General features: G+C 69.3%; 16 protein-coding genes. 8 read left to right on the forward strand and 8 right to left on the reverse strand.

Going from position 1 to position 26,725, the window contains the following annotated elements; all coding sequences use genetic code 11:
* Positions 1 to 119: 119 nt before the first annotated feature.
* The 5 genes from MEBOL_RS23200 to prmA form a co-directional block, all read right to left on the reverse strand.
* Positions 120 to 386, reverse strand: coding sequence for a hypothetical protein (locus tag MEBOL_RS23200; RefSeq protein WP_095979497.1), 267 nt, complete (start codon positions 384 to 386; stop codon positions 120 to 122).
* Positions 387 to 469: 83 nt separating this feature from the next.
* A complete protein-coding gene (locus MEBOL_RS23205) occupies positions 470 to 1,204 on the reverse strand; it encodes a 16S rRNA (uracil(1498)-N(3))-methyltransferase (protein WP_095979498.1) in 735 nt (244 codons plus the stop codon).
* 72 nt (positions 1,205 to 1,276) lie between these two features.
* Entirely contained in the window at positions 1,277 to 2,491 is a 1,215-nt protein-coding gene (locus tag MEBOL_RS23210) for an endonuclease/exonuclease/phosphatase family protein (RefSeq protein ID WP_245918761.1), read from the reverse strand.
* Between the two features lie 165 nt (positions 2,492 to 2,656).
* Positions 2,657 to 3,145, reverse strand: a complete 489-nt coding sequence (locus MEBOL_RS23215) for an Mpo1 family 2-hydroxy fatty acid dioxygenase (RefSeq protein WP_095979500.1) — start codon at positions 3,143 to 3,145, stop codon at positions 2,657 to 2,659.
* A gap of 9 nt (positions 3,146 to 3,154) precedes the next feature.
* Positions 3,155 to 4,024, reverse strand: coding sequence for a 50S ribosomal protein L11 methyltransferase (prmA, locus tag MEBOL_RS23220; RefSeq protein WP_095979501.1), 870 nt, complete (start codon positions 4,022 to 4,024; stop codon positions 3,155 to 3,157).
* Positions 4,025 to 4,289: 265 nt separating this feature from the next.
* Between prmA and MEBOL_RS23225 the strand changes: the two genes are divergently transcribed.
* From MEBOL_RS23225 to MEBOL_RS23245, 5 genes are read left to right on the forward strand one after another with little or no spacing between them, the layout of a single operon-like run.
* The gene (locus MEBOL_RS23225) at positions 4,290 to 5,078 is read left to right on the forward strand and encodes a pilus assembly FimT family protein (RefSeq protein ID WP_095979502.1); all 789 of its coding nucleotides are present in this window, start codon (positions 4,290 to 4,292) and stop codon (positions 5,076 to 5,078) included.
* Between the two features lie 5 nt (positions 5,079 to 5,083).
* Positions 5,084 to 5,644 carry a type IV pilus modification PilV family protein gene (locus tag MEBOL_RS23230; RefSeq protein ID WP_095979503.1) on the forward strand — a complete coding sequence of 187 codons (561 nt, stop codon included), beginning with the start codon at positions 5,084 to 5,086 and terminating at the stop codon, positions 5,642 to 5,644.
* Complete coding sequence (locus tag MEBOL_RS23235) at positions 5,644 to 6,810, forward strand: prepilin-type N-terminal cleavage/methylation domain-containing protein (RefSeq protein ID WP_095979504.1); 1,167 nt, start codon at positions 5,644 to 5,646, stop codon at positions 6,808 to 6,810. The genes MEBOL_RS23230 and MEBOL_RS23235 overlap by 1 nt, the downstream gene beginning before the upstream one ends.
* A gap of 11 nt (positions 6,811 to 6,821) precedes the next feature.
* A complete protein-coding gene (locus tag MEBOL_RS23240) occupies positions 6,822 to 7,334 on the forward strand; it encodes a hypothetical protein (RefSeq protein WP_095979505.1) in 513 nt (170 codons plus the stop codon).
* Positions 7,335 to 7,343: 9 nt separating this feature from the next.
* Positions 7,344 to 12,512 (forward strand): pilus assembly protein, encoded by a 5,169-nt coding sequence (locus tag MEBOL_RS23245; protein WP_095979506.1) that lies wholly within the window; start codon positions 7,344 to 7,346, stop codon positions 12,510 to 12,512.
* Positions 12,513 to 12,599: 87 nt separating this feature from the next.
* Here MEBOL_RS23245 and MEBOL_RS23250 read toward each other — a convergent pair whose 3' ends face one another.
* Entirely contained in the window at positions 12,600 to 15,200 is a 2,601-nt protein-coding gene (locus MEBOL_RS23250) for a M16 family metallopeptidase (protein ID WP_095979507.1), read from the reverse strand.
* Positions 15,201 to 15,377: 177 nt separating this feature from the next.
* Here MEBOL_RS23250 and MEBOL_RS23255 point away from each other — a divergent pair, with 177 nt between their 5' ends.
* Both MEBOL_RS23255 and hemW read left to right on the forward strand, forming a co-directional pair.
* Positions 15,378 to 17,030, forward strand: a complete 1,653-nt coding sequence (locus MEBOL_RS23255; RefSeq protein ID WP_245918763.1) for a coiled-coil domain-containing protein — start codon at positions 15,378 to 15,380, stop codon at positions 17,028 to 17,030.
* 4 nt (positions 17,031 to 17,034) lie between these two features.
* Positions 17,035 to 18,261, forward strand: a complete 1,227-nt coding sequence (gene hemW, locus MEBOL_RS23260; RefSeq protein ID WP_095979509.1) for a radical SAM family heme chaperone HemW — start codon at positions 17,035 to 17,037, stop codon at positions 18,259 to 18,261.
* Positions 18,262 to 18,265: 4 nt separating this feature from the next.
* On the opposite strand, the gene MEBOL_RS23265 is transcribed toward hemW, so the two are convergent.
* Together MEBOL_RS23265 and MEBOL_RS23270 are read right to left on the reverse strand one after the other, a co-directional pair.
* Positions 18,266 to 19,210, reverse strand: coding sequence for a metallophosphoesterase (locus MEBOL_RS23265; protein ID WP_095979510.1), 945 nt, complete (start codon positions 19,208 to 19,210; stop codon positions 18,266 to 18,268).
* 94 nt (positions 19,211 to 19,304) lie between these two features.
* A complete protein-coding gene (locus tag MEBOL_RS23270) occupies positions 19,305 to 25,583 on the reverse strand; it encodes an Ig-like domain-containing protein (RefSeq protein ID WP_157775391.1) in 6,279 nt (2,092 codons plus the stop codon).
* Between the two features lie 339 nt (positions 25,584 to 25,922).
* Between MEBOL_RS23270 and MEBOL_RS23275 the strand changes: the two genes are divergently transcribed.
* A complete protein-coding gene (locus MEBOL_RS23275) occupies positions 25,923 to 26,723 on the forward strand; it encodes a tetratricopeptide repeat protein (protein WP_095982951.1) in 801 nt (266 codons plus the stop codon).
* Positions 26,724 to 26,725: the final 2 nt, after the last annotated feature.

Consider the following 26,725-nt stretch of genomic DNA (forward strand, 5'->3'; position numbering starts at 1 on the left):
TCCTCCAGGCTGAAGAAGGCTGTAGCACCATGAAACGCCTTCCCCGAGCCGGGAGCAAGAAAACGGCCGGACGCCCGGGTTCCCCTGCCTGGAGAGCCCTGGGCGAAGGGCTCCTGAGCTCAGGCGTAGTAGTGCTTGCGCGAGATGAGGTGGATCCCCACGGCGACCAGGAGCGACCCGATGAGGGCCAACACGATGCCCAGGGGGCTGAGCGTCGACAGGACACCGTGCGCGTCGATGGAGGCGCCGGCGAGCCCTCCCACGGCTCCTCCCAACATGCCCAACAGCCCGCTTGCCGGCAGACCTACCCGCGTCGTCGTTGGCATCGCCACGAAGGCGAGCACTCCCACGATGAGTCCGATGAAGACATAAGCGAACATGGCCATGGGTGAATCTCCCTTGTGAGAACCTAGGGATGGAGACCCGGGCCGGGCAGCCGACGGGCGGCGAGGGCCTTTCCGCCTGACCTCTAGCCGAGTTCCCCATCCAGATACGCCATGACCGCGAGCGCGGCGAGCGCGGCTGTCTCCGTGCGAAGGATGCGGCGGCCCAGGGTGACGGGCCGGGCACCGAGCGCCTGGAGCGTCGCCACCTCCTCGCGCGCCAGCCCTCCCTCGGGGCCGATGACGAGGGCCACGGGCACTCCCGGGGCGCAGGCACGGAAGGCCTCGCCGAGGGGCGTGGCGGACTCCTCCTCATCGAGCACCAGCAGGGCGGTGCCCGGGGCGAGCACGCGCGTGGCCTCGGCGAGTGGGCGCGGTGGATGCACATGGGGCACGTCGTTGCGACGGCACTGCCGGGCCGCTTCCTCGACGATCTTCATCCACCGCGCGGTGCGGTCCTCGGCGCGTTTGGGGTCGAGCTTCACCACGCTGCGCGCGGTGGCCACGGGGTGGAAGGCGGCGGCGCCCAGCTCCGTGCCCTTCTGCAGGACCCACTCCAGCTTGTCGCCCTTGGGCAGTCCCTGGAGGATGTGCAGCTCGCGCGAGGCGGGGGCCCGCCGGGCCTCTCCGAGCGTCAGGCGCACCGCGTCCTCCTCCACGGCCACCACGCGCGCGTCGAAGGCCCGGCCCGCGCCGTCGAAGACCTCGAGCGCGTCCCCCTCGCCGAGCCGCAACACGTGCAGCAGGTAGTGGCGCCGGTCACCCGAGAGGGTCACCTCGGTGGGAGCGCTCTCCGGGAGCGGGACGAGGAGTCGGACCACGAGTGGGGATGCCTCCAGCGGGGGTGGGGGAGGGACTTCATCAGGAAGCCGCTCCTCCCACCAGGACCGGATTCAGTGCCGCGGGGCTCGCAGCTCGAAATCGGCGACGGACGGCAGGTGATCCGACGCATCGGTGGAGTGGTCCACCTCGAGCAGCACGGGCTCCAGCTCGCGCGAGGCGAAGAAGGTGTCGAAGCGCTTGCCGGTGGCGGGCACGACACCGGCGCCGTCGGGCAGGGAGTTGAGGGTGGACATGTCCGCCACGTCCTGCAGGCGCATCCACATCGCCGAGTGCTTGGGATACTGGCCATTCACGAGCATCTCGCGCGCCTCGTCCGGGCTCATGAGCGAGCCGTCCGGCATGCGCACCCGCAGCTCCCGGGCCCGGCGGAGGGGATCCGGCAGCTCATGCTCGAGCGCGTGGAGCGCGCGCCGCACGCGCACGTCGGCGATGTTGCCCACGCCCCAGTCGCCCACGCTCGGGTGGACGTCGCCGTAGCGCGACTCATAGTCGAGCACCGTCTCGGTGGGCTCGTGCTTGCGCAGGGGGTTGGGCAGCAGCGAGTAGTGCTGCTTGACGTTGATGTTGGCGTTGAAGTCGCCCAGGGCGATGGAAGGCACGCCCTCGCGTGCGTGCACGAGCGCCTGGAGCTGCCAGAGCTGGCCGGCGTTGATGCCGCTGTCACCCAGGGAGTGGTGCACGTTGTAGAGCGCCACCGGGTGGCCGTGCAGGTCGATGAGCGCGAAGAGGGCGCCCCGGTCCTCGTCCAGCTCGCCCATGAAGCCCTGGCGCGTGGCGGCGGCGGCGCGGGCCTCGGCGGGGAAGTCATAGGTGAAGTGCGCCGCCTCCAGGAGCGGGTAACGGCTGAGGATGGCCTTGCCATTGACCACGGGCCCGTCGAGGTCCCGGCCCTGGTAGGCCACGTGGAAGCCGTAGTCCCGCGCGAGCTCCATGGCGGTGGGTTGACTCGCCTCCTGGAGGGCGATGACGTCCGGCATCCGCCCACTGCCCTCGAGCGTGGCGAAGTAGGCCTCCAGCAACGCCCGGCGCTCTCCACCCAGCAGGATGTTGTACGTCATCACCCGCAGGAGCCCGTCCCGGGGGGGCCGGGGGCTGGGGTGATGCACCAGCAGGGTGACGCCGCTGCCCAGCAGCCGGGGTCCCGTGGCGGGTGGAAGCGCGTCGAAGCCCTGGAAGACGTGGATGGGCTCGCGGTGCGGCAGGTGGGTGGGTGGCGCGACGGGAACGCCGTCGATGATGCCCCGCCCGAAGGGGAGACGGTCCAAGAGTCGAGAAAGGGCCTGTCCTGGCATGGGTCCTCGGCTGGAATGGGCTCTTGCGCGCGGTGGAATGACTGCCTTCCCACAATCTCTGGCGCGCCGGGCGTCCCGCCAACCCGGCCAGCCCTCCCCTCGGGAGGGGAGGCGGCGGAGCGAGCCCTCGGGCGGATCCTACCGGACCGGTTGAGGCGTCCCGGATTCCCGGGGAGCGAGCGCGTAGTCCCCCGTGAGCACGGCCACGAAGAAGAGCGGCCCCACGAGCGCGTGCACCATGTTGGTGAGGAAGGACGGGGACTTCTTCTCCCAGACGGAGTGTCCGGCGAGCTGCACGAGCCATCCGCCCACGGCGAGGGCGATGACGGCCCAGACGGGCAGCAGCCGGCCGAGCGGGATGCACAGCAGCATGGCGGCGGACACGAGCGCTCCCAGCTTCGGGTCGGCCCTCAGGTACCAGGCCGTGGCGAGCAGCCAGACCCCGGGGGCGAGCGTGAGCACGCCTCCCGGAAGTTGCGGCACGGACGCGAGCCTCACCCAGTCCAGCATGGCGACGATGTGCAGGACGATGAGGGGGATGGCGATCTTATGGGTGAGCCGGTTGGTGGGATGCTGGTGGGAGGAGGCGTACTCGTCGAAGAGGGCCCGCGTGCGTGGATTCATCATGGGAGGAGTCTAACCCCGGTGGAAGTCCAACCGCACCCACTCGCCCTGCTGGGCTCCCGCTTCCGCCACCAGACCGAGCTTCACGTACGCGGCCTCCACCTCGGCCTTCTGGTGCGCGAGCACGCCCGCGAGCAAGAGCCGGTCCTTCACGTGGGCGGTGATGAGCGGCGCCAGCTCGATGAGCGTGTTGGCGAGGATGTTGGCCACCACCAGGTCGAAGGGGCCCTGGACCGACTCCAGCGACTTGCCGGACAGCTCCAGCTCCGGGGTCGCGTTCACCTCGGCGTTCTCCCGCGCCAGCTCCACGGAGACCGGATCGTTGTCCGTGCCCACCACCCGCCCGGCTCCCAGCTTCTTCGCGGCGATCGCCAGCACCCCCGTGCCCGTGCCCACGTCCAGCACGCTCGCTCCCGGGTGTTCCGCCATGTAGGTGTCCACCGCACCCAGGCACAGCGAGGTGGTGGGGTGGTCGCCGGTGCCAAAGGCCATCTTCGGCTCGATGACGAGCCGCACCCGGTCCGCCGGAGCGTTCGGCACGTCCCAGGGAGGGCCCACCCAGAGCCGCCCCACCTGCACGGACTTGATGTGGGCCTTCCAGGCGTTGCTCCAGTCTTGTTGGAGCTCCTCCGCCAGTTGCAGCCGCGCCCTGGGGAACGCCTGGGCGACTTCCTCGCGGGCCTCGCTGGCCGTGGCCGCGTCCTCGAAGTAGGCCACGAGGATGGCTTCCCCCGCGACGGGGGCCCGGACTCCGGGCATGACTGGCGCCTCTCGATCCCGCACTTCCAGTCCCATGATGCCCAACTCGTGCAGTAGATCCTGCGCCGCTTCCGACTCCGCCTCCGGCAGATCCACCGTGAGGGTCTGATACGTCCCCGTCATGTCACCCTTCTCCTGCCTGTCGCTGCTCTCCGGAAGATGCCGGGATGGCTGCAGCGGAGGAAGAAATTTTCGAGCCGGACCGCATCACCTCCCAGGTCCTACAGCGAGCGGGCGGACGATGCGATATTTCCCTTTGGAATTTACGGTAAGCTGCTCCCTCTGGAGACCAATAAGAGCCCACCGCAGTCCAGCGTTTTTTGTGTCCGCGCATGATTCAGGTTGGAGTGTGGCTCCGCCCTCGGGGCACCTGACGATGAAATCCCCTATGAAGCGAACCCGTCGCAACACTGGCTTCACCATTGTCGAGATGGCCACCGTGGTGGGCATCATCGCGGTGCTCGCCGCGCTCTCGTACGCCGCACTGGAGGTGCTGCCTCAGCGCACGCGCCTGACGGGTGGCGCGCTCGAGTTCTCCGCCGTCATCTCCAGCGCGCGCTCGCACGCCTATGGCCGCAATCAGCGCGTGGCGGTGATTCTCAACGCGGATGGGCCCAACCTGGGCGATCCCATCCGGTACTGGGTGGTGGTGGATAACTGGTCCAACCTGATCCAGACGCTCGCGGCGAATCCGGACTGGCAGACGCTCAATGACCTGAAGCCCGGTGCGCCGGCGCCCGCGGGCTCGTCGTACACGGTCTTTGACTCTGGCAACTTCAACGCCTCGGTGCGCGTGCTCAACATGGGCTTCGCGAGTGCCGTCACCGGGGTGAAGGCCAAGGGTTGTAAGGAGGCACTGACCGACAAGATCGGCCTGGCCAAGGGTCCCTCCGTGGGTGTCTCGGAGACCTTCCCGCCGCCGTTCTGTTTCGTGCCCGACAACTCGGCATGTACCTTCTGCTCCGGGGACGGTACGTCGGGCAAGCCGCTGCGCGGTGTCGTCCTGTTCGAGCCGGATGGCTCCGTGTCCTTCGCCAACGCGACGGGAGTTGTTTCCCCGGAGGGCGCGGCCTCGCTCGTCCTGCGGGCCACGGGCACGGGCGGCGCGGAAAGTGCCCAGGCCATCGTCATGACCAACACGGGTCTCGTGCGGACCTTTTCGGCGTCCGCGAGGTGATTTCCATGCAGCGACGGACCTTCTTCCGCTCCCGGCCCGGCTTCACGACGATCGAGTCGCTCATCGCCGCCGTGGTGTTCCTCGTGGGGCTCGTGGGGCTGCTCAGCGCGCTCATCCAGGCGCGCGGTGCCACCTCCCAGGCGCGTCGGCTCATGCAGGCCACCGACGTCGCCAACGACCTCTCCGAGCAGATCCAACTCTGGAACTTCGACGATCCCAACAAACGGCTGGATGACAACGTGGGCGAGTGCGCGTCGGACCCGCTGGACAAGGACGGCAAACTGCTCGATCCGGACCCGGATATCTCCTCCGGCTACATCGCGTGCATGCACGGTGAGCTCACGCTCACGCAGGATGGCGCCAAGTTCGGGGGCCTGAAGACGCCCGTCTTCAAGGACGCGGACGGGAGTGAAACCGAGTTCAAGCGCTACTACATCGTGCACACGGTGAACGTGCGCGAGGGCGTCAAGCGCAAGCAGGTCTGGGTGAAGGTGCGCTACATGGAAGCGGGTCAGCCGCGCGTGGTCACCACCCAGACGTTGCTCGTTCAAATGGGAGGCGTGTGATGCGGCGGCAGCGGCGAGGCTTCACGCTCATCGAGTTGATGGTGAGTTCCGCCGTGACGTTCGTCACGGTGCTCGCGGTGTCCGCGGCGTTCCTCGGCTACACCCAGTCCTTCTACACGCAGGCGGGTATCCGGGGAGGGCAGGCGTCGCTGCGGCAGACGCACCTGATGGTGGTGCGCAACCTGCGCATGGCGGGCTACGGCATGGAGCCGTTCCGGGCCTTCGAGTTCTCGCCGGAGCTGTCGCGCGAGTCCCTGACGGCCGTCAACCGCTCGGACCAGCTCGTGTTCCGGATGCGCAACCCCTCGTTCAACGCCTTCGCCGCCAGTGTCTCGGCCACGTCCATCACTCTGGCCAGTCCCTCGCGGTCCGTGCTGCGCAAGGGGCAGATCCTCCAGGTGGTGTGCCCGGGCGGGAGCGTGTTGACCTACGCGCAAATGAGCGAGGACAGACCCAAGGGCGCCACGGAGTTGCCGTTGGAGGCGGCCGACGCCGGCGGCAAGTTCCCTCGGATCAACGATTTCACCCCGAGTTGTTTCGGTACCGCCGGAGGCTCGACGATCTCCGTCTTCAAGATCGACGTGTACCATTACTCCGTGCGCCTCATCGACGATGACGGGGTGCCGTCCACTCCAGGCCGCCCCTACCTCTTCCGTCGGCACGGGCTGGGGGAAAAGAAGCCCCTGGAGGAGAACTTTGGCGAGCCGGTGGCCGAGGACATCGAGGCGATGCGCGTCACCTTCCTGCGGGAAGATGGCTCGTCGTTCGTGCCGGACTCCTCGGCTCCCCATCCGGACTACGGCACGCCCCTGGACAGCGAGCTGCGCAAGAACAACAGCCCGGCCAACATCCGCGCCGTGCTGATTGGCCTCGTGGCGCGCAGCAGCACCCGCGATGCGGGCGCGAGCACGTCCGTGATGAACCAGATTCCCGCGTTCGGACGCAGCGGCCTGGATGATACCCAGGAGGCCGGGTTCTCCGAGGACCCCATCACCAAGCTGCCGGTGCCCCACGGTTTCCGGCGGATTGTGTCCGAAATGACGGTCCAGGTGCGTAACATGCGCTCTTCGCAGCTGCCGCTGCCGCTCTACACTCGCGACGCGGGCTCCGCGACGGTCTGCAAGGGTGACCTTCCCGGAGACAACCTCAATTGTGCTGGTGGCTAGGAGGATTCCCCATGAAGAAACGCCTCGACAGACGTGGTTCCGTGCTGTTGCTGGTGGTGGTGCTATTGGCGGTCATCAGCCTCCTGGCGGCGGCCGCGGTGTCCTTCTCCCACAGTGAGTTGGGTGCGGCGCGCAACGAGCGTTCTGGAGACGAGCTGCTCGCGTGTGCCGACGCGGGGCGTCAGTACATGCTCTCGCGCTTCAACCTGCTGGATGGCAACCCCGTGGAGTTGACCGCGGTGAACGTGGACCTCAACGCCGCGGGCACCGCCAACTGCCCGGAGACGCCCGGAGTGCCCAAGGACGCGCGGTGTGTGCGCAGTGGCCACCTCGGGCAGATGTCAGTCTCGGGTGTGACGGCCGTCGCATCCAACGCGGGTGGCAGCAGCAGCGAGGCAAAAGATATTAGTAACGGTGTCGGTGGGAACACGTTTGGTGGCAAGCCCCACAAGATTACGGTCCACTGTCTGGACGAGAACGGTCGTGGGACCGAAGTCGAGTTCGTCGTGAAGTTCGGTCTCTAGGAGCCTTTGATGATGCGCATCAACATCGACACGCTACGACGTGCTTTGCGGTCGCCCTTCCAGCGCAAGCTGGCGCTGGCCTCCGGGCTGGTGATGGGGGGGGCCGTGGGACTGGTCGCCCTCGAGAGCCAATCGGATTCCCTGCCGTTGCCGACCAAGGCGGCATGCTGCTCGGGCGCGATCGCCGTGGGCGACGCGAAGATCAGCCCGCCGGAAGGCGCGGACAAGGAGTTCTTCGAGGTCAAGGGGACGCCCGCGGCCGTGATGTTCCTCGTGGGCAACAACGAGTCCATGCAGGACTTCCCCGTGCCCCTGCCCGAGGACTTCACGCCGGGCTTCTACCCGGAGACGAAGCCCGATACGCCGGTGGGCGACCTGGGCGGAAACGGACCCGCCGGACACTTCACCAACACGGGCTGCACGGACCCGGCGCTCGTGGACGCGATGAGCTGGTTCCAGAAGGACAGCTCGGACCCCGCGCTCAACGGCAAGGAGCCCTACGACCTCGAGGGCCTCGACTCGAAGTTCTTCGATCCGAACCAGTTCTACCACGTGCGTGGCCGGCGCATCGCGTGGGCCGGGGCCAACGAGGGCCCGGCCTCGCTCGCCAATTTCGTGACGCTGAGCAGCGACTCGACCACGACGAACATCTGCTACCAGGTCGTGGGCTGGAAGGGCGAGTACTTCTACAAGCCCGTCATGGAGGAGTGCGAGCGGTGCCTGGCCACCAAGGGATGGTGGCGCGGTCCGATGGTGACCGCCACGACGGACGCCACCCTGGCGGGCCCCACGCGCGCCAAGGACGAGCCGCCCCTGCCCGCGGTGGCCTTCCGCAAGTGGATCGTCAAGGGCGGCGCGCTCAACCTGCGTCCGCCCAAGTTCGTGGTGGCGCGCAAGGTGCTCAAGGACGTCATCAGCGCCAAGCAGCCCGTGCGTCTGGGCGTGGCCACCTTCGGCGTGGATCACGGTTGGTACGATCCCCCGAATATCCTCTCGCGGCCGATGCCCAACTGCAGCAAGGCCGCTCCGGACTTCTTGCTCGACGATACCGACACGCTCGCGCTGAAGAGCGCCGTCAACAAGGCCGAGTTCAATCACAACGAGCGCGCCATCGGTGAGGCGCTGTTCGGTCTGGGTGGCTACTTCTCCTCCGAGACGAAGTCGAAGGGGGAGAGTAAGGTCGGCATCTGGACGCAGTGGTTCAAGCAGCCCATCAACCCGGGCTACTTCGGCTGGCCGGGCTGCTGCGTGTTTCCCAAGGGCGGCACCTACGACAACCCGTACACGGGCCAGGAAGGCATCTTCTACGGCGTGTCGGATGACGAGTGGCTCAAGGAGCCCAAGAACGTCGCCGGGAAGTATCTGCCCGGACAGCCCTTCGAGCCCTGGGATCCCAACGAGCGCCTGGTGTGCAGCGAGTGCCAGGTCAACTCGGTCATCGTCGTCACGGACGGCGCGCCCAAGTACGACAACTCCGTGCCCATCACCAAGATGATGGAGATCCTGACCGCCAACAAGGTCCGGCACGTGACGGAGGGCTCTCCGCTGGTCACGTTCAACCCGGCCGATCCCGAGACCAACCCGGACGTGGGCGGCATCAACTACTGCGACCAGTTCGAGAAGTCTCCGGGCGTGCGCTACACCAAGGAGGAGTGCGACTACACCGATTGGAACTGGCCCACGGGTCTGGGCGTCGGCAACAAGAACTTCATGGACGACGTGGCCTTCTTCCTGGCGAACACCGACCTTCGCACGGACATGAATGGCAAGCAGAGCATCAAGACGTACACCATTGGTTACGGCGACAACAGCGTCATGCTCCAGAGCATCGCGATGGCCGGCAATGGCCGGTTCTTCCGCGCCGACAACGCCGAGGATCTGCGCAAGCGCATCAACGAGGTGCTGGGTGAGATCCGTCAGCTCTCCACGTCGTTCGCCACGGCCAACATCGCCAGCGTGCAGACGGGCGGCATGCAGTCCTCGGTGTACGTGCCCCGCTTCGTGCCCCGTCAGGGCCGCCCCTACGAGGGCCACCTCTTCCGCTTCTTCTACTACAGCGAGTTCGCCCAGGGCTGCCAGCCGCTGCGCGCCCAGTCCACGGCGGGGGATCCGTTCGATCTCAACCACGACAAGGATTGCGACGACACCTTCTTCCTGGACAAGCCGGCGGGCTTCGTCACGGGCGTGCCCGACATCGCCAGCTTCACCCAGAACAACATCGTCCAGGAGAACACCGACGGTGTCTGGGTGAAGGTGGTCACGGCCATTCCGTTGCTGGATGGCAAGATCGAGAAGGGCACGCCGGCCGAGCCGTTCTGGGATTTCGGCGAGACGGTGGGCAAGCGCAAGGCGGGCCTGAAGTGCAACCTGGATGATCCGCTCGCGGCGGAAGGTGGCCGCTGCATCTTCACGCTCATCGACCGCAACGACGACGGCAAGTACACCGCCGCGGACAACCCGCCCGTCGAGTTCCACGAGGACAACCTCGCGCTGCTCAAGGGCTCCATCCTCGCGGGAGGCGATGACTTCTGCGCCGCGGTCCTCAACTCGCAGAACAAGGATCCCGTGGCGGGCAAGCCCACGGAGGCCCAGCGCGAGGACTGCGCCAAGCAGGTCATCCGCTTCGTGCGCGGCCTGGACGTGTTCGACTACGACGGCGACTTCAACCGCGACGAGGAGCGTCCGTGCGCGGACAACAAGACCTCGGGCGACAAGACGTCCTGCAAGCTCGCGGACATCTTCCACTCCACGCCCGTGACGGTGGAGCCGCCCGTGGAGCCCTTCCTGTGCAACCTGGGCTTGAGCAGCCAGTGCGTGTCCACGCTCTACGAAGACTTCACTCCCTCCGTGGGCGAGCGGCTGTGCGCCTCGGGTGGCGGCGCGCCCTGCTACACGCCCACGGCGCTGAGTCCGGGACGTGATCCGACCAACCGCCAGGGCTCCTACGACGTCTACCGCAAGGACAACGCCCGGCGTGACCGCATCGCGCTGGTGGGCTCCAACGGTGGCATGGTGCACGCCATCCACGTGGGCTCGGCCATCTCCGGCCGCGAGAAGAGTGGTGTCCTGGATGACGTCCACGACCTTGGCACGGGCCAGGAGATGTGGGCCTTCATCCCGCCGGACCTGTTGCCCAAGCTGGCCATGCCGCTCGAGGCTTCCCGCAACCACCACTACTACGTGGATGGAACGGCCATGGTGCGCGACATCTGGGCGGATGGTTCCGTGGACTCCGCGCGTGACGGCGTCAAGCAGCCGGGTGAGTTCCGCACCGTCGCCGTCATCGGCGAGCGCAGCGGTGGCGATCGCTTCACGGCGCTGGACGTGACGGACCCGCACCTCATGCTCAAGGCGGTCAAGAATCCCGGCGCGGGCTACCAGCCCTTCCGCTGGATGTTCCCCAACGCGTGCGACAAGGAGTCGCTGAGCGTGGGCCAGTCGTGGTCCAACTTCGCTCCCAAGCCGCCTCCCATCGGACCGGTGCGCCTCAAGGCCGGCCCCTCGGATGCCGGCCCGGATCGCGACCGTGGCTGGCAGGAGCGCTGGGTGGCCGTGCTCAATGGCGGCTACAGCCCGGATCTCTCGCGTGGCCGTGGCGTGTACATGGTGGATGCCTGGTCGGGTGACAACCTGTGGTCCGCGGAAGCCCACCCCGGTGGCGCGCCGTCGCCCTACCAGACGGTGCTCAACCAGATGATGCCCGTGGTGGCCTCGGCCTCGCTCGTCGACATTGGCAAGGCGGAGGGCGTGCAGCGGGACCTGGACGGCTTCTTCGACACCATGGTCGTCGGTGACATGGGCGGCCAGGTGTGGACGTTCCGCTTCTACGAGCCGGGTGAGTTGGACATCTCCACCGGCAAGGTGAAGAACTGGTTCGGTGCGCGCTCGCTCGAGGTCCAGCGCGAGGATGGCTCCACCTTCGGTTCGACGAACGCGCACGAGAAGGCTCCGTTCTTCCACGTGGCGGCCGCCGTGCTGCAGCCGGAGACGGGATGGTTGCGCAGCTACCTGGGGACGGGTGACCGCCAGCATCTGCGCTCCATGCCGAGCACGGGCTGCAGCCCGTACAACCTGCTGGCCTGCATCCGGCTCAAGTGCAACGTGGACGAGACGTTCAGCTCCGAGGTCAACGGTCAGCAGCGCAACACGGAGATCAAGTACGTGGGCGGCGTGCTCCAGACCAACAAGGAGACCTGGAAGAACACCTCGGGCAATGCGTGCAGCAACGCCAACATGACGCTCACCAACCTCACCATCACGTGCCCCGCCTCGGCCTACGGCTCGGGCACCTACCCGGTGGGCTCGACGGACAAGACCTCCTTCAACGCCAGCACGTCGTGCTCGGTGAAGGGCGGCGTGTGGAGCTGCGCGACCGCGACGCTCGCCTCGTTCAAGTCGAACCTCAACCTGACCCCCGCGGAGCAGTGGACCGTGGGCGGCGGCAGCTACTACGGCTTCCACTCGTACGGCGGCGCCAAGCGCACGTTCAAGACCGAGGCCGAGGCCGTTGCCTTCGATGCGTTGCGCGTGACGGACAAGCAGGGCGTGTCGTGCGGTCCTTCCTCGGCGCCCACCAGCTGCTCGCTGACGGATGTGACGATTCCCGAGGAGCTCTACCAGCTGGGTGAGCCGGACGCCTCGGGCTACCGGCAGCGCTACATCGCCGCGACGGATCTGCCCAAGCTCAAGTCGGCGGGTTTCGAGTCGCCGGGTTGGTTCTCGCGCTACGACAACAGCCCGACGGAGCGGACCGCGTCCGGCTCGACGGTGCTCGCGGGTGTCGTCTTCTGGTCCTCCTTCGCTCCGGCGGAGGGCGTCGGTGCGGCGGCCTGCTCCTTGGGCGGCTCGGGTGACATGTCCTATGCGTGGCAGGCGGACATCATCACGGGTCTTCCGGATCGCGCGGCGGGCTTCAAGTTGGACGCCGGTGCGGGAACGGGTTGGGTTCGCAGCCGGGGCCGGCCGACGACCGCTCCTCCGGGCGAGCCGGCGCCGATCGTCGCCATGTCGAAGACGGGAGGCATCCGCTACGAGGTCGCCCTGTCGTCTCCGGGCTCGGCGATCGAAACGGAGAAGCTCGGCGAGCAGAAGAACGTGACGCCGGAAATCTCCTGGATGGAGGTGCCGCGCAACCTCCACGAGTGCCGTCACGAGAACGCCGAGGCCTGCGAGGAGTAGGCCTCGACCGGGCCTCGCGTTCGAGGCCCGGCGCACTTCATCCCCTCTCCCTTCACTGGGAGGGGGGATTTGTTTTTGGAGGGGACGTCAGGGGCCGACGATGGCGAGCGCGCCGCGCTCGAAGTCGATGAGCTGGCGGGCCACCGCGCGCACGTCCTCGGCCGTCACCGCCGCCACGCGCTCGGCGTAGTGCAGGAAGTTCTCCTGGCCGAGCCCATAGCAGGCATCCAGCGCGATGAGCGCGGCGCGCGCGCCGTTGCGCTGCAGGCCAATCTCATGCGTGCCGATGAGGTGTCGCCGCGCGCGCGTCAGCTCGGTCTCGGCAATGGGCTCGTCGCGCACGCGGGTGAGCTCCGCGCGGATGCCCTCGAGCGCGGCGTCCAGCTTCTCCGGACTCGTGCCCATGTAGACGGCGAAGTAGCCCGGATCCACTCCCTCCACGGAGAAGCTGCTGATGCTGTAGGCCATGGAGCGCTTGTCACGCAGCTCCACGAAGAGCCGTCCGCCCTGGCCGCTGAGCAGCGTGGACAGCACCTCCAGCGCGTGCCGCCGCGGGTCATCCAGCCGCACGCCGGGGAAGCCCAGCACCAGGTGCGCCTGGGCGCGCGCGAGCTGCCGCTTGTTCATCCGCGGTGACTCGGGAAGGGGCTCGAGCCGCACCTCGGGCGGAGGTCGCGCCCGGCCCCGGGACGCGCCAAAGGCCTCGTGCGCGAGCGCGAGCACCTCGTCCACCGACACGTCGCCCACTACGCTCAGGGTGAGCTGGGACGGGTCCATGTGCGCGGCGTGGTAGGCGCGCAGCGCGTCCGCGCTCAGCCGCTCCACCGAGGCCTGCTCGCCCAGGCCCGGCAGCCGGTAGGGGTGCGTCTGGAAGAGCGTGCGGCCGAAGAGATCGAACGCCATGCCACTGGGCTTGTCCTCGCGCGTGAGGATGTCCTGCAGGAGCAGGGCGCGCTCGCGCGCCACCTCGGACTCGGGGAAGAGGGGCTGGTTGAGGCAGTCCGCGAAGAGGCGGAAGGCGGACGGGAAGTGGTGCGAGAGGAACTCGCCCCGCAGGCCCACCGAGTTGCGGCCGCCCTGGCCCGAGAGCGAGCCGGCGAAACCGTCGATGAGGTGGGAGATCTCCTCCGCGTCGTGAGAGGGCGTGCCACGGGTGAGGCAGCGCGCGAGCAACGTGGTGAGGCCGTTGTTCTCCGCCGTCTCGTAGCGCAGGCCTCCGGGAAACACGGCGCGCATGGCGAAGAGGGGCACGGCGTGCTCCTCGCGCACGAGGATGCGCGCGCCCGAGGGCAGCGTCTCTTCCACCACGCGGCCCGGGGAGGTCCGGGGGCCCGAGGTCGGAGCCCGGGGGAGGGCGGAAGCGGGTTTGGGGGCGCGGCGCTCGAGCGGGGCGGCGGGGGCCTCGCGGGGCACCCGGTCGAGGATTTCCTCGGCCTGCTCGGCGCCGAAGGTGGTGCCTGGCGGCAACAGGCCGGTGAGGATGGCGTGCTCGAAGCGCAGGTAGCGCGAGGCCACGTCCTGGATGTGTTCGGGCGTCAGCCGCGCGATGGCCTCGTAGTAGCGCGCCTCCGCCTCCAGGTCTCCCAGGGAGGACTGGTAGTGGCCCATCTTGCGCGCGAGCCCCTGCACCGTCTCGTGCTGGTAGATGGCCTCGGATTCGATGAGCGACTTCACCGTGGCGAGTTCCTCCTCGGGCACGGGCGTGGTGCGCAGCGCGGCGAGTCCCCGCACCGTCTCCTCCAGCGCCTGGGCCAGGTTCGCGGCGGGCAGGGTGAGGCTCGTGGCGAAGAGGCCGGGATCCCTCGGGGTATACGCGTACGCGTGCAGATCATTGACGAGGCCGCGCTTGCGTTTGACCTCCAGCACCAGCCGCGAGGCATCGCCCTGTCCGGCGATCATCGCGAGCGCGTCCAGCGCGGGCACGTCCGGATGGTCCGACTGGGGGATGGGGAAGGCGAGGTTGAGGTAGGCCTCCTTCACCTCGTCCGGCCTCAGGTGGATGCGGCGGTGGGTGACCGCGGGCTCCTTCGCGCGGGTGATGCCGCCCTCATGGGGCCGGCCCCAATCCCCGCCGAAGAACTCCTCCACCCACCCGCGCAGCTCCGCCTCGGTGAAGTCTCCCGAGGCCGAGAGCACCAGGTTCCTGGGCGTGTAGTGTCGGCGGTAGAACTCGAGCACCTTGTCGCGGGTGAAGCTCCGCACACTCTCGGTGGTGCCGATGACGGGGTGGCGGTAGGGGTGCTCCTGGTACACGGTGGCGAAGAGGTCGCGCGAGGCGCGCCGGGCCGGCGTGTCCTGCCCTCGTTTGATCTCCTCGCACACCACCTCGATTTCCCGCGCCAGCTCGTCCGCGTCGAAGGACGAGGCGCGGACGGCGTCGCTCAGGATGTCCAGCCCCATGCGGGCGAACTGGCTGGCGATGACGATGTGGTAGACGGTCTGGTCGAAGGACGTCCAGGCGTTGATCTCCCCGCCATGGGCCTCCACATCGCGGGCGATTTCCCCCGGCGCGCGGCGCGCGGTGCCCTTGAAGAGCATGTGCTCGTGCAGGTGGGCGAGCCCGGCCTGGTCGGGGCGTTCATCCGCGCTGCCGACCTTGACCCACACCTGGAATGCGGCTACCCGGGCGGCGTGCTGCTCCTGGAAGACGACGGTGAGTCCATTGGAGAGTGTGTAGCGTTGAGCCATGGGCCGTCGACCCTGTCACCGGTGGGTGGGGGTGGCAAGAGGCCCTGGCGGTCCTGGGTGACCCAGTTGTGCGCCTGGAGACCAGCCGGGAGGACGGGGATGTCCGGAGATGCCGAGCCAGGTGGAGAAGCGGCGGCCCGGGCGGTAACGTAGGAAGACATGGGGTCGTCAGAGGAAATGGATCCACTCGCCGAGCTGCGAGAGAGCCTGCTGGAGCCGGAGACGGCCACGGCCGCGCCGCCGCCCCTGCCTCCGCGCCGCACCACGTCCGTGCCCGCGGTGCGGGCCGCCTCGGGGACGTCTCCCGCCTTCCGGCCGGCCATGTCCCTGCCGTCCGTGCGCATCCCCATCAAGCCCTCGGATTTCCCCGAGGCGCCGGGCCGGCCCGTGGGCGCGGCGGATCCCTTCGCCGAGCCCGCCGAGCCCCGGCTGCCCGCGGGGGCCTCGTCCGAGGAGACGATCGCGCACCTGCGCGCGTTGCTCAAACAGAAGGCGGACACGCTCACGCGCGCCCGGACCCTCTACGAGGATCGCGACAGCGAGTTGCGCGCGTCCCGCATCGCCGAGACCACCCTGCGGGGCCAGCTCGTGGAGGCCCAGGGGCAGCTCGTGAGCCTCAAGGTGCTCTCCGCGCAGAAGGAGCAGTCCTCCGCGGCGCTCACGCGTGAGTCGGCCCGGACGGCGGCCTCCGAGGCCCAGGTGGCGCGGCTGGAGGACGAGCTGCGACGGGTGGAGGAGGACCGCAAGGATCTCTCGCGTGCGCTGGCCGAGGTGGAGGCGGAGCTGGCGCGCCTCAACGACGAGCTGGTGAACGAGCGGGACTCGCGGGGCGCGATCGCCGAGGAGCTCATCGGCGCCAAGGAGGCGCTGTCGCTCGCGCAGGATCGCGTGTCGGAGCTGGTGACGGAGCACGTGGAGACGCAGGGCGCGCTCGAGTCCGTCCGGGACGAGTACCAGGCCACCCTGGCCGAGCTGGAGCACACCGCGGAGCAGTTGCAGACGGCCCTGCGCGAGCGTGAGCTCATCGCGGCGGAGCGGGCGGGGCTCTCGGCGCGGGTCGCGCAGCTGGAGGCGGCGCTCTCCGAGACCGAGTGGTCCCACAGCTCGCTGGAAGAGGTCCAGGCCCGCTCCCGGGAGCTCGAGGAGGAGCGGGGCGATCTCTCCGCGCGCCTGGAGGACGCCGAGACGGAGATGGTGCGGCTGCGCGACCGGATGGACTCGGACACGGCGGCGCTGACCGAGGTGGCGGAGGCCGCCGAGTCGAACGTGGCCCGGCTGGAAGAGGAGCTGCGCGCGGCGACGGCGGACCGGCAGGACCTGTCGCGCGCGCTGGCCGAGGTGGAGGCGGAGCTGGGCACGCTCCGGGCCCAGGTGGCGCAACGAGACTCGGAGGCGGAGGACGGCGCGGCGCTCGAGGTGGAGGAGCTCCACGCCGACGGCCGGGTGCGCGAGGCCGAGGAGCTGGCGGAGCGCATGCGGCAGCGGGTGAAGATGCTGGAGGGCGCGCTCGAGGTGTCGCGCAGCAAGGGCGTGGCCACCGAGGCGGAGGCGGCCGCGCGTCAGGCGCTCCAGCGTCGGGTGGCGGAGCTGGAGCAGGAGCTGGCCGAGGAGCGGGCCCGGGCCGCCGAGACGCCGGCTCCGGAGCAGGCGCCCCTGGCGGCCTCGCCCGACGAGGAACTGCTCGCCGAGCGCGACCAGCTCCGGGCGGATGTCGCCACGATGAAGCGCAAGCTCATGGCGGCGGAGCTAGCGTTGGAGACGGCGGCCAGTCACAAGATGAAGGTGACCCGGCTGGAGGCGCAGCTCGCCCAGTTGCAGAGAGCGAAGTAGCCGCATGGGGTTCGCGGGTCCGATCGATCCCCTGACGGGGACTCCGGCGGCGCGCTTCGGGCTGTACGTGCACTTTCCCTACTGCGTGTCGAAGTGCCCCTATTGCGACTTCGCGGTGGCGGTGGTGCGCGAGGTGCCCGAGGAGCGCTACGCCCGCGCGGTGCTCACGGAGCTGGACGCGCGGCTGGCGGCGGACCCCTCGTTGCGCGAGCGGCCCCTGGAGTCCCTCTTCCTCGGCGGTGGTACCCCGTCGCTCTGGCATCCGCGCTGGGTGGCGCACGTGCTGGAGGGCGTGGCGGCGCGGCTGCGCGTGGCGCCGGACGCGGAGGTGTCCCTGGAGGCCAACCCGAGCCTCGCGGACGCCGAGCGCTTCGCGGGCTACCGGGCCGCGGGCGTCAATCGGCTGTCGCTGGGCATGCAGTCCTTCCAGGCGGAAACGCTCCAGGCGCTGGGCCGCGAGCACACCGGTCCCCAGGCGGTGGCCGCGTACGAGATGGCGCGGCGGGCGGACTTCCCCGTGGTGTCCATGGACTTCATCTACGGCGTGCATGGCCAGTCCCGGGCCCAGGTGGAGGAGGATGCGCGTCAGGCGGTGGCGCTCGCGCCCGAGCACCTGTCCACCTATGCGCTCACCGTGGAGCGCGAGGTGCTGGCCGTGGCCACGCCCCTGTCCCGGCAGCTCGACGCGGGCACCCTGGCCCTGCCTCCGGACGAGACCGTGGTGGAGATGGCCCAGACCCTGCGGGACGTCTACGCCGACGGCGGCCTGCTGCGCTACGAGATCTCCAACCACGCCCGGCCGGGCCTGGGCTCGCGGCACAACGCGCTGTACTGGACGGGCGGCGAATACCTCGCGCTGGGCGTGGGGGCCACCGGCATGTTGCTCACCTCGGCGCCGGGCGCGCCTCCCCAGGGCTACCGCTACGTGAACCCTCGCGGCTCGGGGGCGTACCTGCGCGCGGTGGAGGAGGGGAGCGCGCTCACGGCGGCCAGCCGTGAGGACCTGGGCGCCCAGGAACTCTTCGAGGAGCGCTTGTCCATGGGGTTGCGGCTGCGCTCCGGAGTGGACTGGGAAGCGGTGTGCGCGCGCTACGGCCAGTCCCCGGAGCCTCGCCGCGCGGAGGTGGCGCGGCTGGTGAAACATGGCCTCGCCCGCCTCGAGGGCGCCCGGCTCGTGCTCACGGACGCGGGCGCGGACGTGCACAGCGCCATCTGCGCTCGGCTGCTGTGAGCCCTCAGGGCGTGCCGCTCGTGAGCTCCACGCGCCCGTCGGGATAGAGGGCGGTGAGCTTGTCGCCCTTGAGCTCCAGCGCCGCGAGGTGGTGGCCGTAGCCCGTGCTCAGGCCCGTGTCGATGAGCACCGCCTTGCCGCCAAAGCGCGCGCGGATCTTCCCCTCGCGCTCCGTGGTGTGCCCCATCACCATCCGCCGGGCCCCGAAGCGGCTCAACACGCCGTCGAGTGCTTCCTCCGCTCCCTCCTCGCCGAGCGCGTAGCCGCGGAACCACAGCGGTCCCTGGGGATGCCGCGCGCCGCCGGGCTCGTTGCCGGGGAACAGATCCCGCCGCACCCACGCGTTGAGCTCGGCCAGGGTGTTCACGGGCACGCCCGGGGCGACGCCGCCGTGCACGAACAGCGTGTCGTTGATGCGCACCACCGCGGCGTGCGTGCGCAGCCACCGTCCGTAGCGTCCCTCGGGTCCATAGGCGGCGCGATGGCCGGCGAGCCCCCGGGGGCCTCCGGCCTCGTCCGGTTGGGTCGCCTGGTCCGCGTACGAGGCCATCTCCGCGGGGGCCACGTAGCGCAAGTCCCCGAGCATGTTCATCACCTCGTGGTTGCCCAGCAGCGCGTGCACCCGGCCGCCCGCGGCGAGGGCTTCCTTCTCCAGCCGCATCAGCAATTCGTAGGCCTCCCGGGAGTGATCTCCCCGGTCCGGGATGTCTCCCGTCTGCACCAGGTGCGCCTTGCCTCCAATCCAGCGCCCCTTGGCGTTGATGAGTCCGGCCATCCGCAGCACGTCCTTCAGCGCGCCCACGTCTCCGTGCACATCGCCCACCGCCACCACGCGCGCCACGCCGGAAAAGGTGTCGGGCGCTCCCTCCTCCGAGCGGGGGGCGGGCGGCGCCGCCGCCAGGAGCAATGGAACGACCAGGGCCACGAGGCGAGGGGATAGGTCGGGCATGTGGATTTCCTCGGGAAGGGGGTTCAACGCGAACGGCGCGAGCAGCCCATCTGGCCTGCCCGCGCCGCCTCTGTCCATCAAGTCCTGAAGGGAACTACGGCGTCTTCTGCACGTCCTGGCCCGCGATCCTCAGGATGTTGAACTCGACGCGGCGGTTGTTCTCCCGCCCGGCCGCCGTCTTGTTGGTGTCCACGGGCTTCGTCTCGCCGTAGCCCTCGGCCTCGAGCCGCTCCGCGGTCACGCCCTCGCGGATGAGGAAGTTGCGCACGGTGATCGATCGGCGCTGCGACAGCTTCAGGTTGCTCGCGTCGTTGCCTTGATCATCCGTGTGTCCCTCCACGCGCAGCTTCTCGATCTGCGGGTTGTTCTTGAGCACCGACGCCACCTGCTGCAGCAGGTTGAACGACTTGGGCAGGATCACGTCCTTGGCCGTGGCGAAGTACACCTTGTCCAGGATGACGATGCGGTTGGCTTCCAGGCGCACCTTGGACTTGCCCTCGTCCGGGCAGCCGTCGTCGTCCTTCACGCCGTTGATGGTCTCCGGCTCGTTCGGGCACTGATCCCGCGCGTCCAGGATGCCGTCCTGGTCGTTGTCCGGATCCGGGCAGCCGTCCTCGTCCTGGAAGCCGTCCTTGTCCTCGGCCTGCAGCGGGCACTGATCCTTCTTGTCCGGGATGCCGTCCCCGTCCGAGTCCTTGTTCGGATCCTCATCCGGGCAGCCATCCGCGTCCTGGAAGCCGTTGACCGTCTCGGGCTGGAGCGGGCACTGGTCCTTCACGTCCGGGATGCCGTCCTGGTCGTTGTCGGGATCCGGGCAGCCGTCCTCGTCCTGGAAGCCGTCCTTGTCCTCGGGCTGCGCGGGGCACTGGTCCTGCGCGTCCAGGATGCCGTCCCCGTCCGAGTCGAGGGGCGCCGCGGGGGCGGTGGGCGCGGGGGTTCCGGCGGGCGCGGCCTTCGCGGGCTCGCCCGGCTTGCCCCAGTCGACCCCCGCGAAGACGCGGAAGCCCGGCGTGCCGTAGCCGCGGGTCAGGCCCGGGCCTCCGCCGATGTGGGCCGCGAGCCCGGGACGGAAGCGGTATTGCAACGCCGCGAGGAGCTCCAGGGGACGCCCCTCGAAGTTGCTGTCGTTGAGCCCGAACGCGCCCGCCAGGTTGGCTCGCAGCGCGAGCTTCTGGGTGAAGGGCAGCTGGGCACCCACCGCGTACATCAGCTCGGTGCTCGTCTCGAGGTTGCGCAGCTGCTCGGCCTTCTGGAGGTTGGCTCCCAGGTTGGCCACCAGGCGAAAGCCGTTGGGGTCCCGGCCCCACTCGGCGATGAGCTGGGGCCGGGCGCTGACGCCCGAGCCTCCCCGGAAGCCCTCGCCCCCCGCGGTCGGCAGCGACACCGGGACGACGAGGCCCAGGTTCAGACCTCCCGCGGACAGCAGGTGGGCCTTGGGGACGATTCGCAGGTCCCCGAGCCCCGCGCCGCTCACTCCGTCCGCGAAGGCCGGCGTGATGGCGGCGCCCGACTGCGACGACTGGTAGGTGATGGGCAGCGCCACGCCCAGCTCGAACCGGTTCCACAGCGACACCGAGCCCATCACATCGAGCGTCGCCTGGTGCGCGACGATCTCGTAGACGTACTTGTCCGTGCGCCGGTCGAGGAAGCCCAGGGGGTCGCTCGCGTAGTTGATCGAGGCCCCCAGGTGCCAGCCCAGGTGCTCCCCCACCCGGGCGCCGTGCACGCCGAGGATGTCGGTGGCACCCGGACCGGGCTTGTAGCGCTGCACGTCGATGGACTGGGATAAGGGCGAGGTCGTCACCTGGGCGTGCGCGGCCGGAGCCACGAGCACCCCCATGAGGCCGAGCAGGCCGCCCTTGGCCAGCGTGCCCCGGAGCGAGGCGCGCCGCGAGCGCAGCAGGGGCATGGCGAGCAGCGTCGTCGTCAGCCACGCGAGCGGAGAGCCGCCCGAGGTGCTGCAGCCCCGGCCGCCGATGAGGAAGTCATCGCGGTCGTCCAGCGGGTTGGTGCCGGCCTTCACCTCGTCGCCGTCGGACAGGCCACCGCCATCGGTGTCGGCGTTGCGCGGATCGGTCTCGCCCGGGTCCACGACGCCGTTGTGGTTCTTGTCCTCCTCACCGTCGGACAGGCCGTCGCCATCGGTGTCCGGGTTGTTCGGATCCGTGCCGTGGTCGCGCTCGACGCGGTCGGGGATGCCGTCGCCATCGGAGTCGACGAGGTCATCCGAGGGGTCGAGGGGATTCGTCTCGCCCGCGTCGACGCGGCCGTTGTGGTTCGTGTCCTCGTCGCCGTCGCGCACGCCGCCCTTGTCGGTGTCGGGGTCCAGCGGGTTCGTCTTCGTGGACGGGTCCGCGTCGGGGATGAAGACGGAGGGGTCCGTCCCCGTGCCCTGGGGCTCGGTCAGGCCAATCTCCGTGCCGTCCTGGATGCCATCGCCGTCGGTGTCACCCTTGCGCGGATCGGTCTCGCCCGGGTCCACGACGCCGTTGTGGTTCGGGTCCTCGTTGCCGTCCGTGATGCCGTCGTTGTCCGAGTCGTCGCTGTTCGGGTTGGTGCCGGTGGCGTTCTCGACGGTGTCGGGGATGCCATCGCCATCCGTGTCGAGGTAGTCGTCCACGGGGTTGCGCGGATCCGTCTCGCCCGAGTCGACGCGGCCATTGTGGTTCGTGTCCTCGATGCCGTCGCGCACGCCGCCCTTGTCGGTGTCGGGGTCCCGCGGGTTCGTCTTCGTGGACGGGTCCGCGTCGGGGATGAAGACGGAGGGGTCCGTCCCCGAGCCCTGGGGCTCGGTCAGGCCGAGTTCCGTACCGTCCTGGAGACCGTCGCCATCGGTGTCCGCCTTGAGCGGATCCGTCTCGCCCGGGTCCACGATGCCGTTGTGGTTCTTGTCCTCGTTGCCGTCGAGGATGCCGTCGTTGTCCGAGTCGTCGTCGTTCGGATCGGTGCCGTTGCGCGTCTCGTCGTCGTCGGAGATGCCATCGCCGTCGGTGTCGGGCGGGGGATTGTCATCCGTCGGGTCGAGCGGATCCCTCTCGCCCGCGTCGACGCGGCCGTTGTGGTTGGTGTCCTCGACACCGTCGAGCACGCCGCCCTTGTCGGTATCGGGGTCCAGCGGGTTCGTCTTCTTGGACGGATCCGCGTCGGGCATGAAGACGGAGGGGTCCGTCCCCGAGCCCTGGGGCGTGGTCAGGCCGAGTTCCGTACCGTCCTGGAGGCCGTCGCCGTCGGTGTCCTTCTTGCGCGGGTCGGTTTCGCCCGGATCCACGACGCCGTTGTGGTTCATGTCCTCCTTGCCGTCGAGGATGCCGTCATCGTCCGAGTCGTCGTCGGTTGGGCTGGTGCCGGTGGCGTTCTCGACGGTGTCGGGGATGCCATCGCCGTCGGTGTCGCGATAGTCGTCCGTGGGGTTGAGCGGATCCGTCTCGCCCGAGTCGACGCGGCCGTTGTGGTTCGTGTCCTCGATGCCGTCGGACACGCCGCCCTTGTCGGTGTCGGGGTCCCGCGGGTTCGTGATGCTGGAGGGGTCCCTGTCGGGGACGAAGACGGAGGCATTGGTGCCCGACCCCTGGGGGTCGGTCAGGCCGAGCTCCGTGCCATCCTGGATGCCGTCGCCGTCGGTGTCACTCTTGCGAGGGTCGGTCTCACCGTCATCCACGACGCCATTGGCGTTCTTGTCCTCGTTGCCGTCCTTGATGCCGTCATCGTCCGAGTCGTCGTCGTTCGGATTGGTGCCGGTGGCGGTCTCGATGCTGTCGGGGATGCCGTCGTTGTCGGTGTCGACGCCGACGAGCCACGTGTAGCTGTCCGGGGTGGTGTCCACGAAGCCCGAGTAGTTGCGCGCACGCACGCGGAAGATGTGCTGGCCGTCGGCCAGGTCCGTGTAGGTCTTCGTGAAGCTCAGCGTCGCGTTGCACTTCGCGAGGGTGACGCCGTCCAGGCTGCAGTCGAAGCTCTCGATGCCGCCCGCCGGAATGCCCTCGAAGGTGAAGGTGGCCGTGCGCGACAGATCCTTGAGCGGCGGCTTGGCGGTGATCTTCGTATCGGGCGGGTTGACGGTGATGGTGAAGGGGACGCTCGCGGCGGCGCTGACGTTGCCGGCCGTGTCCTTGGCCGTGGCGCTGACGGTGTGAGGGCCGTCCGCGAGCGGCGTGGGGGCGATGAGGAACCAGTGGCCCGAGCTGTCGGCGACGATGCGGCCAATCACCCGGCCGTCCACGCTGACCGTGACGACGGAGTTGGGCTCGGCGGTGCCCTCGAAGGTCGGCCGCTGGGTGGTGGTGATGTTCTGGCCCGACGTGGGCGCGGTGATGACGGGCGCCGTGGGGGCCACCGAGTCCACCGTGAAGTCGTTGCGGGTGACTTCACTCGTGACGCCGGCCGCGTTGCGCGCCTGCGCCGTGACGCGGTGGGAGCCCTCGGTGAGGTTCGGGCTGCCCGTGGGCGTCGGGCAGGACCAGGCGCCGGTCGCATCGGCGGTGGTGGTGCAGATCTCCACGCCATCGACCTCGACGATGACCGTGAGGCCCGGCCGGGAGGTGCCCGAGTAGGTGGGGCGGTTGTTGTTCAGGAGCGCGCCGTTGGCGGGGACCAGGATGACGGGCGTGGGGACCTCGGCGACCTCGAAATCCGTGGGGCCGGCGCCTTCCGGGCTGTGCGAGGGCGTGTCCACCGGATCGATGCCGAGCATGCCGCCGGCGGTGATGATGGCCTGGTTCTCCACGACGCCCGAGACGCCGGCCTTCACCTGCATCCGGAAGGAGATGCGGGTGCTCTCGCCCGTGTCGCCAGGCTCGATGATGCCCTTGAGGGTGCCACCCTTGGTGGGCGTGGCGCCCGTGCCCAGGTAGACGGTGAGGGTGCGGGTGGCGGTGTCGTAGTGGCCCACGTCGTCGCCCTTGGCGTCCGTGAGCGGACCCGGCACGAGCGAGTCACTGGCGGCCACGCTCAACAGCGTGAGCGAGCCCGGCACGTACTCCAGCTGGGTGGGCAGCTTGTCGTTGACCACCGTGTCCTTGGAGTGGTCATCACCCACGTTGATGGTGGAGATGGTGTACTCGATGACGTCACCGGGGCGCACCGTGCCGTCGTCGCGGGTGAGGTTCTTGGCCGACTTGACGGTGTTGGTGAAGTCCGGCGCCTGGGTGGTGATGGAGGTGATGAAGCCGGCGAGCCAGAAGCGGTCACCGGAGGTGTTGGCCAGGGCGGTGGCGGTGTGATCGCCCGCGGCCACCGTGACGTCCACCACGTCCAGGTCGATGCCGGACATGCTGCCCGGCGTGCCCGTGAGCTGCGGCCGATCATTGCGGTTGCTGATGGGGTAGGAGTCGAACTTGCCGTCGGTGCCCGCGTCCAGGCCGGCGAGCGGCGTGTCGGTGGTCACGTTCGTCTTCGTCGTCGTCCACGAGCGCGTGCTGTTGAAGAAGTTGTTGGGCGGGTTGAAGTCGTTGCTGACGATCTGCCCGTTGAACGAGAGCGTGTCGTTGATGTCCGGCGCGGGGTCATCACCTTCGAAGGCGACGACGCCCAGCTTGGCGTCCACGGCGTACGTCGGCACGTAGAAGCCGCTGAGGGTGAAGGCCGTGCCCGGAGGGCCCTCGACGCTGCGCATGCTGTCGAAGAGCTTGAGGTGCCGCTTGGTGGCGCCCGGCACCTCGTAGAAGACCGCCATCCACCAGCCGTCGAAGATGTACTCGCCGCCGCCGGTCGTCGTGTCCAGCGACACGGCCAGCACGTCACTGATCTGGTAGCGGCCCGAGCCGTAGCTCTTCACGATGTCGGTGATGTCCGCGGTGGACTGGTACTGGTACTCGCCGCCGTCGTACTGGAAGGCGTAGTCGTCGGCGGTGAGATTGAACTCGAAGCCGGCCACGCCCGGCCGGGACAGGTGAGCGGTGAGGTCCGGGGCCTGGATCTTGTCACCGGCGTTGGCGGTGAAGCGGGTGGCCGCCCAGTACAGGCGCGCGTAGACCACCGTGGCCCCCGCGGGCAGCGACAGGGCCGCCTGGCTGGCGGCCGACAGCGGGTTGATGCCCGTGGCCTTGACGGGCGCCGACGGCTGGGTGGTGGCCCCCGTGTTCTCCATGGCCCAGTCGTTCAGGGTCCAGAAGAAGTCCGGAGACGTGTCGCGCTGGTAGCAGGCGGCATCTCCTGGCACGTAGGTCTCGATGGGCGGCATCCGGCCCGTGATGGGCGGGGGCGTCGTCGAGCGGCAGTCCTGCGCGAGCGTGTTGCCGATGAGCGCGAAGTTGCCGCGCAGGTCCTCGGCGTAGCGCAGCTTGGGCGCGTCGTTGTTGATGGGCGCCGCGTGGACGGGGCCCGAGGTCAGGCTCATCGCGACGGTGAGCAACAGTGCCGGGAGGCCAGAGCGCATCGCGAGTCCATGACCGCGGAGGGGGAGTGGCGAGGGGGGATTTCTCATGAAGGCCACGGGGTTCAAGAGGGGGTGGAAAAAAGAAGCCGGAGCGCTCTGGTGCAAGGTGGGAGCCAGGGGTCGTTCGACGGTCGAGCCTATGCCAGGGGCCCCTGGGGCCGCGAATTTCGGGACGATTCCGCTTGCATTCGTGAAAAACCTGCCCTGAACACCTCGCATTGTGCGGAATCCCGGTTCGCCCGCTGGCCGCCGTGGGGTGTGGCGGAACGCCCCTGCGGCGAAACGCCACGCCTCACCGGAGGGGGGCGAGGACGGGTCTGATATGAGGCGGCGGCGATGATGAAAGGCTGGCTGTTGTGGATGCTGCTCTCGCGGTTGACGGGCAGCCCGGTGTTCTCGGCGTTGGGGGTGTTCGGCCTGCTCTGGCTGCTGGACCGCACCACCGTGGGCATCCTGCCCAGGCCCCTGCGCGCGCTGGGGCGATGGCGGCGTGCCTCGGCGTTGCAGCGGGCGCTGCACACCAATCCGCATGATCGACGCGCGCGCTACGAGCTGGCGGACCTGTGGGTGGGCTGGGGCCGGTACGCGGCGGCGGTGGACGTGCTCAAGCCCAACCTGGAGGCGGGGGACGACGACGCCGCCACGCTCTTCCTGCTCGGAGTGGCGTACCTGGGCGCGGGGGACAAGGCCCGGGGCGAGCTGCTGCTCGCGGAAGCCGCGAAGGTGGATCCGCATCATCAAATGGGCGCCATCGAGCTGGAGCGCGGGCGCTTCCGGCTCAAGCGCGGGGACTTCAAGGGTGCCATCGAGGCGCTCCAGCGTCTGCGCGAGGCGCGGCCCGGAACGGTGGAGGGGCGGGTGTTGCTCGCGCGCGCGCTCGACCGCGATGGCCGGGACGGCGAGGGAGCGCTGATGCGCGAGGAGGCCTGGAAGGAATACGTCGCCGCGCCCTCCTTCCAGCGCCGGCGCGAGCGGTTGTGGGCCTGGCGGGCCCGTCCCAGCCGGCCGCTCGCCTATGGAGTGGCCCTGGTGGCGGGCCTCGTCCTGTGCGGCTCGCTCCTCTCCCGGTTCGCGCCCTCCGAGTCCGACTACTACCTGGAGGATGGCTCCTACGCCTCGGATGACCCCGGCGAGGAGTAGCC

The sequence above is a fragment of the Melittangium boletus DSM 14713 genome (assembly GCF_002305855.1).
GTDB classification, from domain to species: domain Bacteria; phylum Myxococcota; class Myxococcia; order Myxococcales; family Myxococcaceae; genus Cystobacter; species Cystobacter boletus.

What these genes read in the sequence shown, in the direction of transcription:
- MEBOL_RS23200 (WP_095979497.1), bottom strand. Translation starts at nt 386, where the DNA reads ATGGCCATGTTCGCTTATGTCTTCATCGGACTCATCGTGGGAGTGCTC.
- MEBOL_RS23255 (WP_245918763.1), top strand. Translation starts at nt 15,378, where the DNA reads ATGGATCCACTCGCCGAGCTGCGAGAGAGCCTGCTGGAGCCGGAGACG.
- MEBOL_RS23275 (WP_095982951.1), top strand. Translation starts at nt 25,923, where the DNA reads ATGAAAGGCTGGCTGTTGTGGATGCTGCTCTCGCGGTTGACGGGCAGC.
- MEBOL_RS23230 (WP_095979503.1), top strand. Translation starts at nt 5,084, where the DNA reads ATGCAGCGACGGACCTTCTTCCGCTCCCGGCCCGGCTTCACGACGATC.
- MEBOL_RS23245 (WP_095979506.1), top strand. Translation starts at nt 7,344, where the DNA reads ATGATGCGCATCAACATCGACACGCTACGACGTGCTTTGCGGTCGCCC.
- MEBOL_RS23240 (WP_095979505.1), top strand. Translation starts at nt 6,822, where the DNA reads ATGAAGAAACGCCTCGACAGACGTGGTTCCGTGCTGTTGCTGGTGGTG.
- hemW (WP_095979509.1), top strand. Translation starts at nt 17,035, where the DNA reads ATGGGGTTCGCGGGTCCGATCGATCCCCTGACGGGGACTCCGGCGGCG.
- MEBOL_RS23270 (WP_157775391.1), bottom strand. Translation starts at nt 25,583, where the DNA reads ATGCGCTCTGGCCTCCCGGCACTGTTGCTCACCGTCGCGATGAGCCTG.
- MEBOL_RS23215 (WP_095979500.1), bottom strand. Translation starts at nt 3,145, where the DNA reads ATGATGAATCCACGCACGCGGGCCCTCTTCGACGAGTACGCCTCCTCC.
- prmA (WP_095979501.1), bottom strand. Translation starts at nt 4,024, where the DNA reads ATGACGGGGACGTATCAGACCCTCACGGTGGATCTGCCGGAGGCGGAG.
- MEBOL_RS23235 (WP_095979504.1), top strand. Translation starts at nt 5,644, where the DNA reads ATGCGGCGGCAGCGGCGAGGCTTCACGCTCATCGAGTTGATGGTGAGT.
- MEBOL_RS23250 (WP_095979507.1), bottom strand. Translation starts at nt 15,200, where the DNA reads ATGGCTCAACGCTACACACTCTCCAATGGACTCACCGTCGTCTTCCAG.
- MEBOL_RS23225 (WP_095979502.1), top strand. Translation starts at nt 4,290, where the DNA reads ATGAAGCGAACCCGTCGCAACACTGGCTTCACCATTGTCGAGATGGCC.
- MEBOL_RS23265 (WP_095979510.1), bottom strand. Translation starts at nt 19,210, where the DNA reads ATGCCCGACCTATCCCCTCGCCTCGTGGCCCTGGTCGTTCCATTGCTC.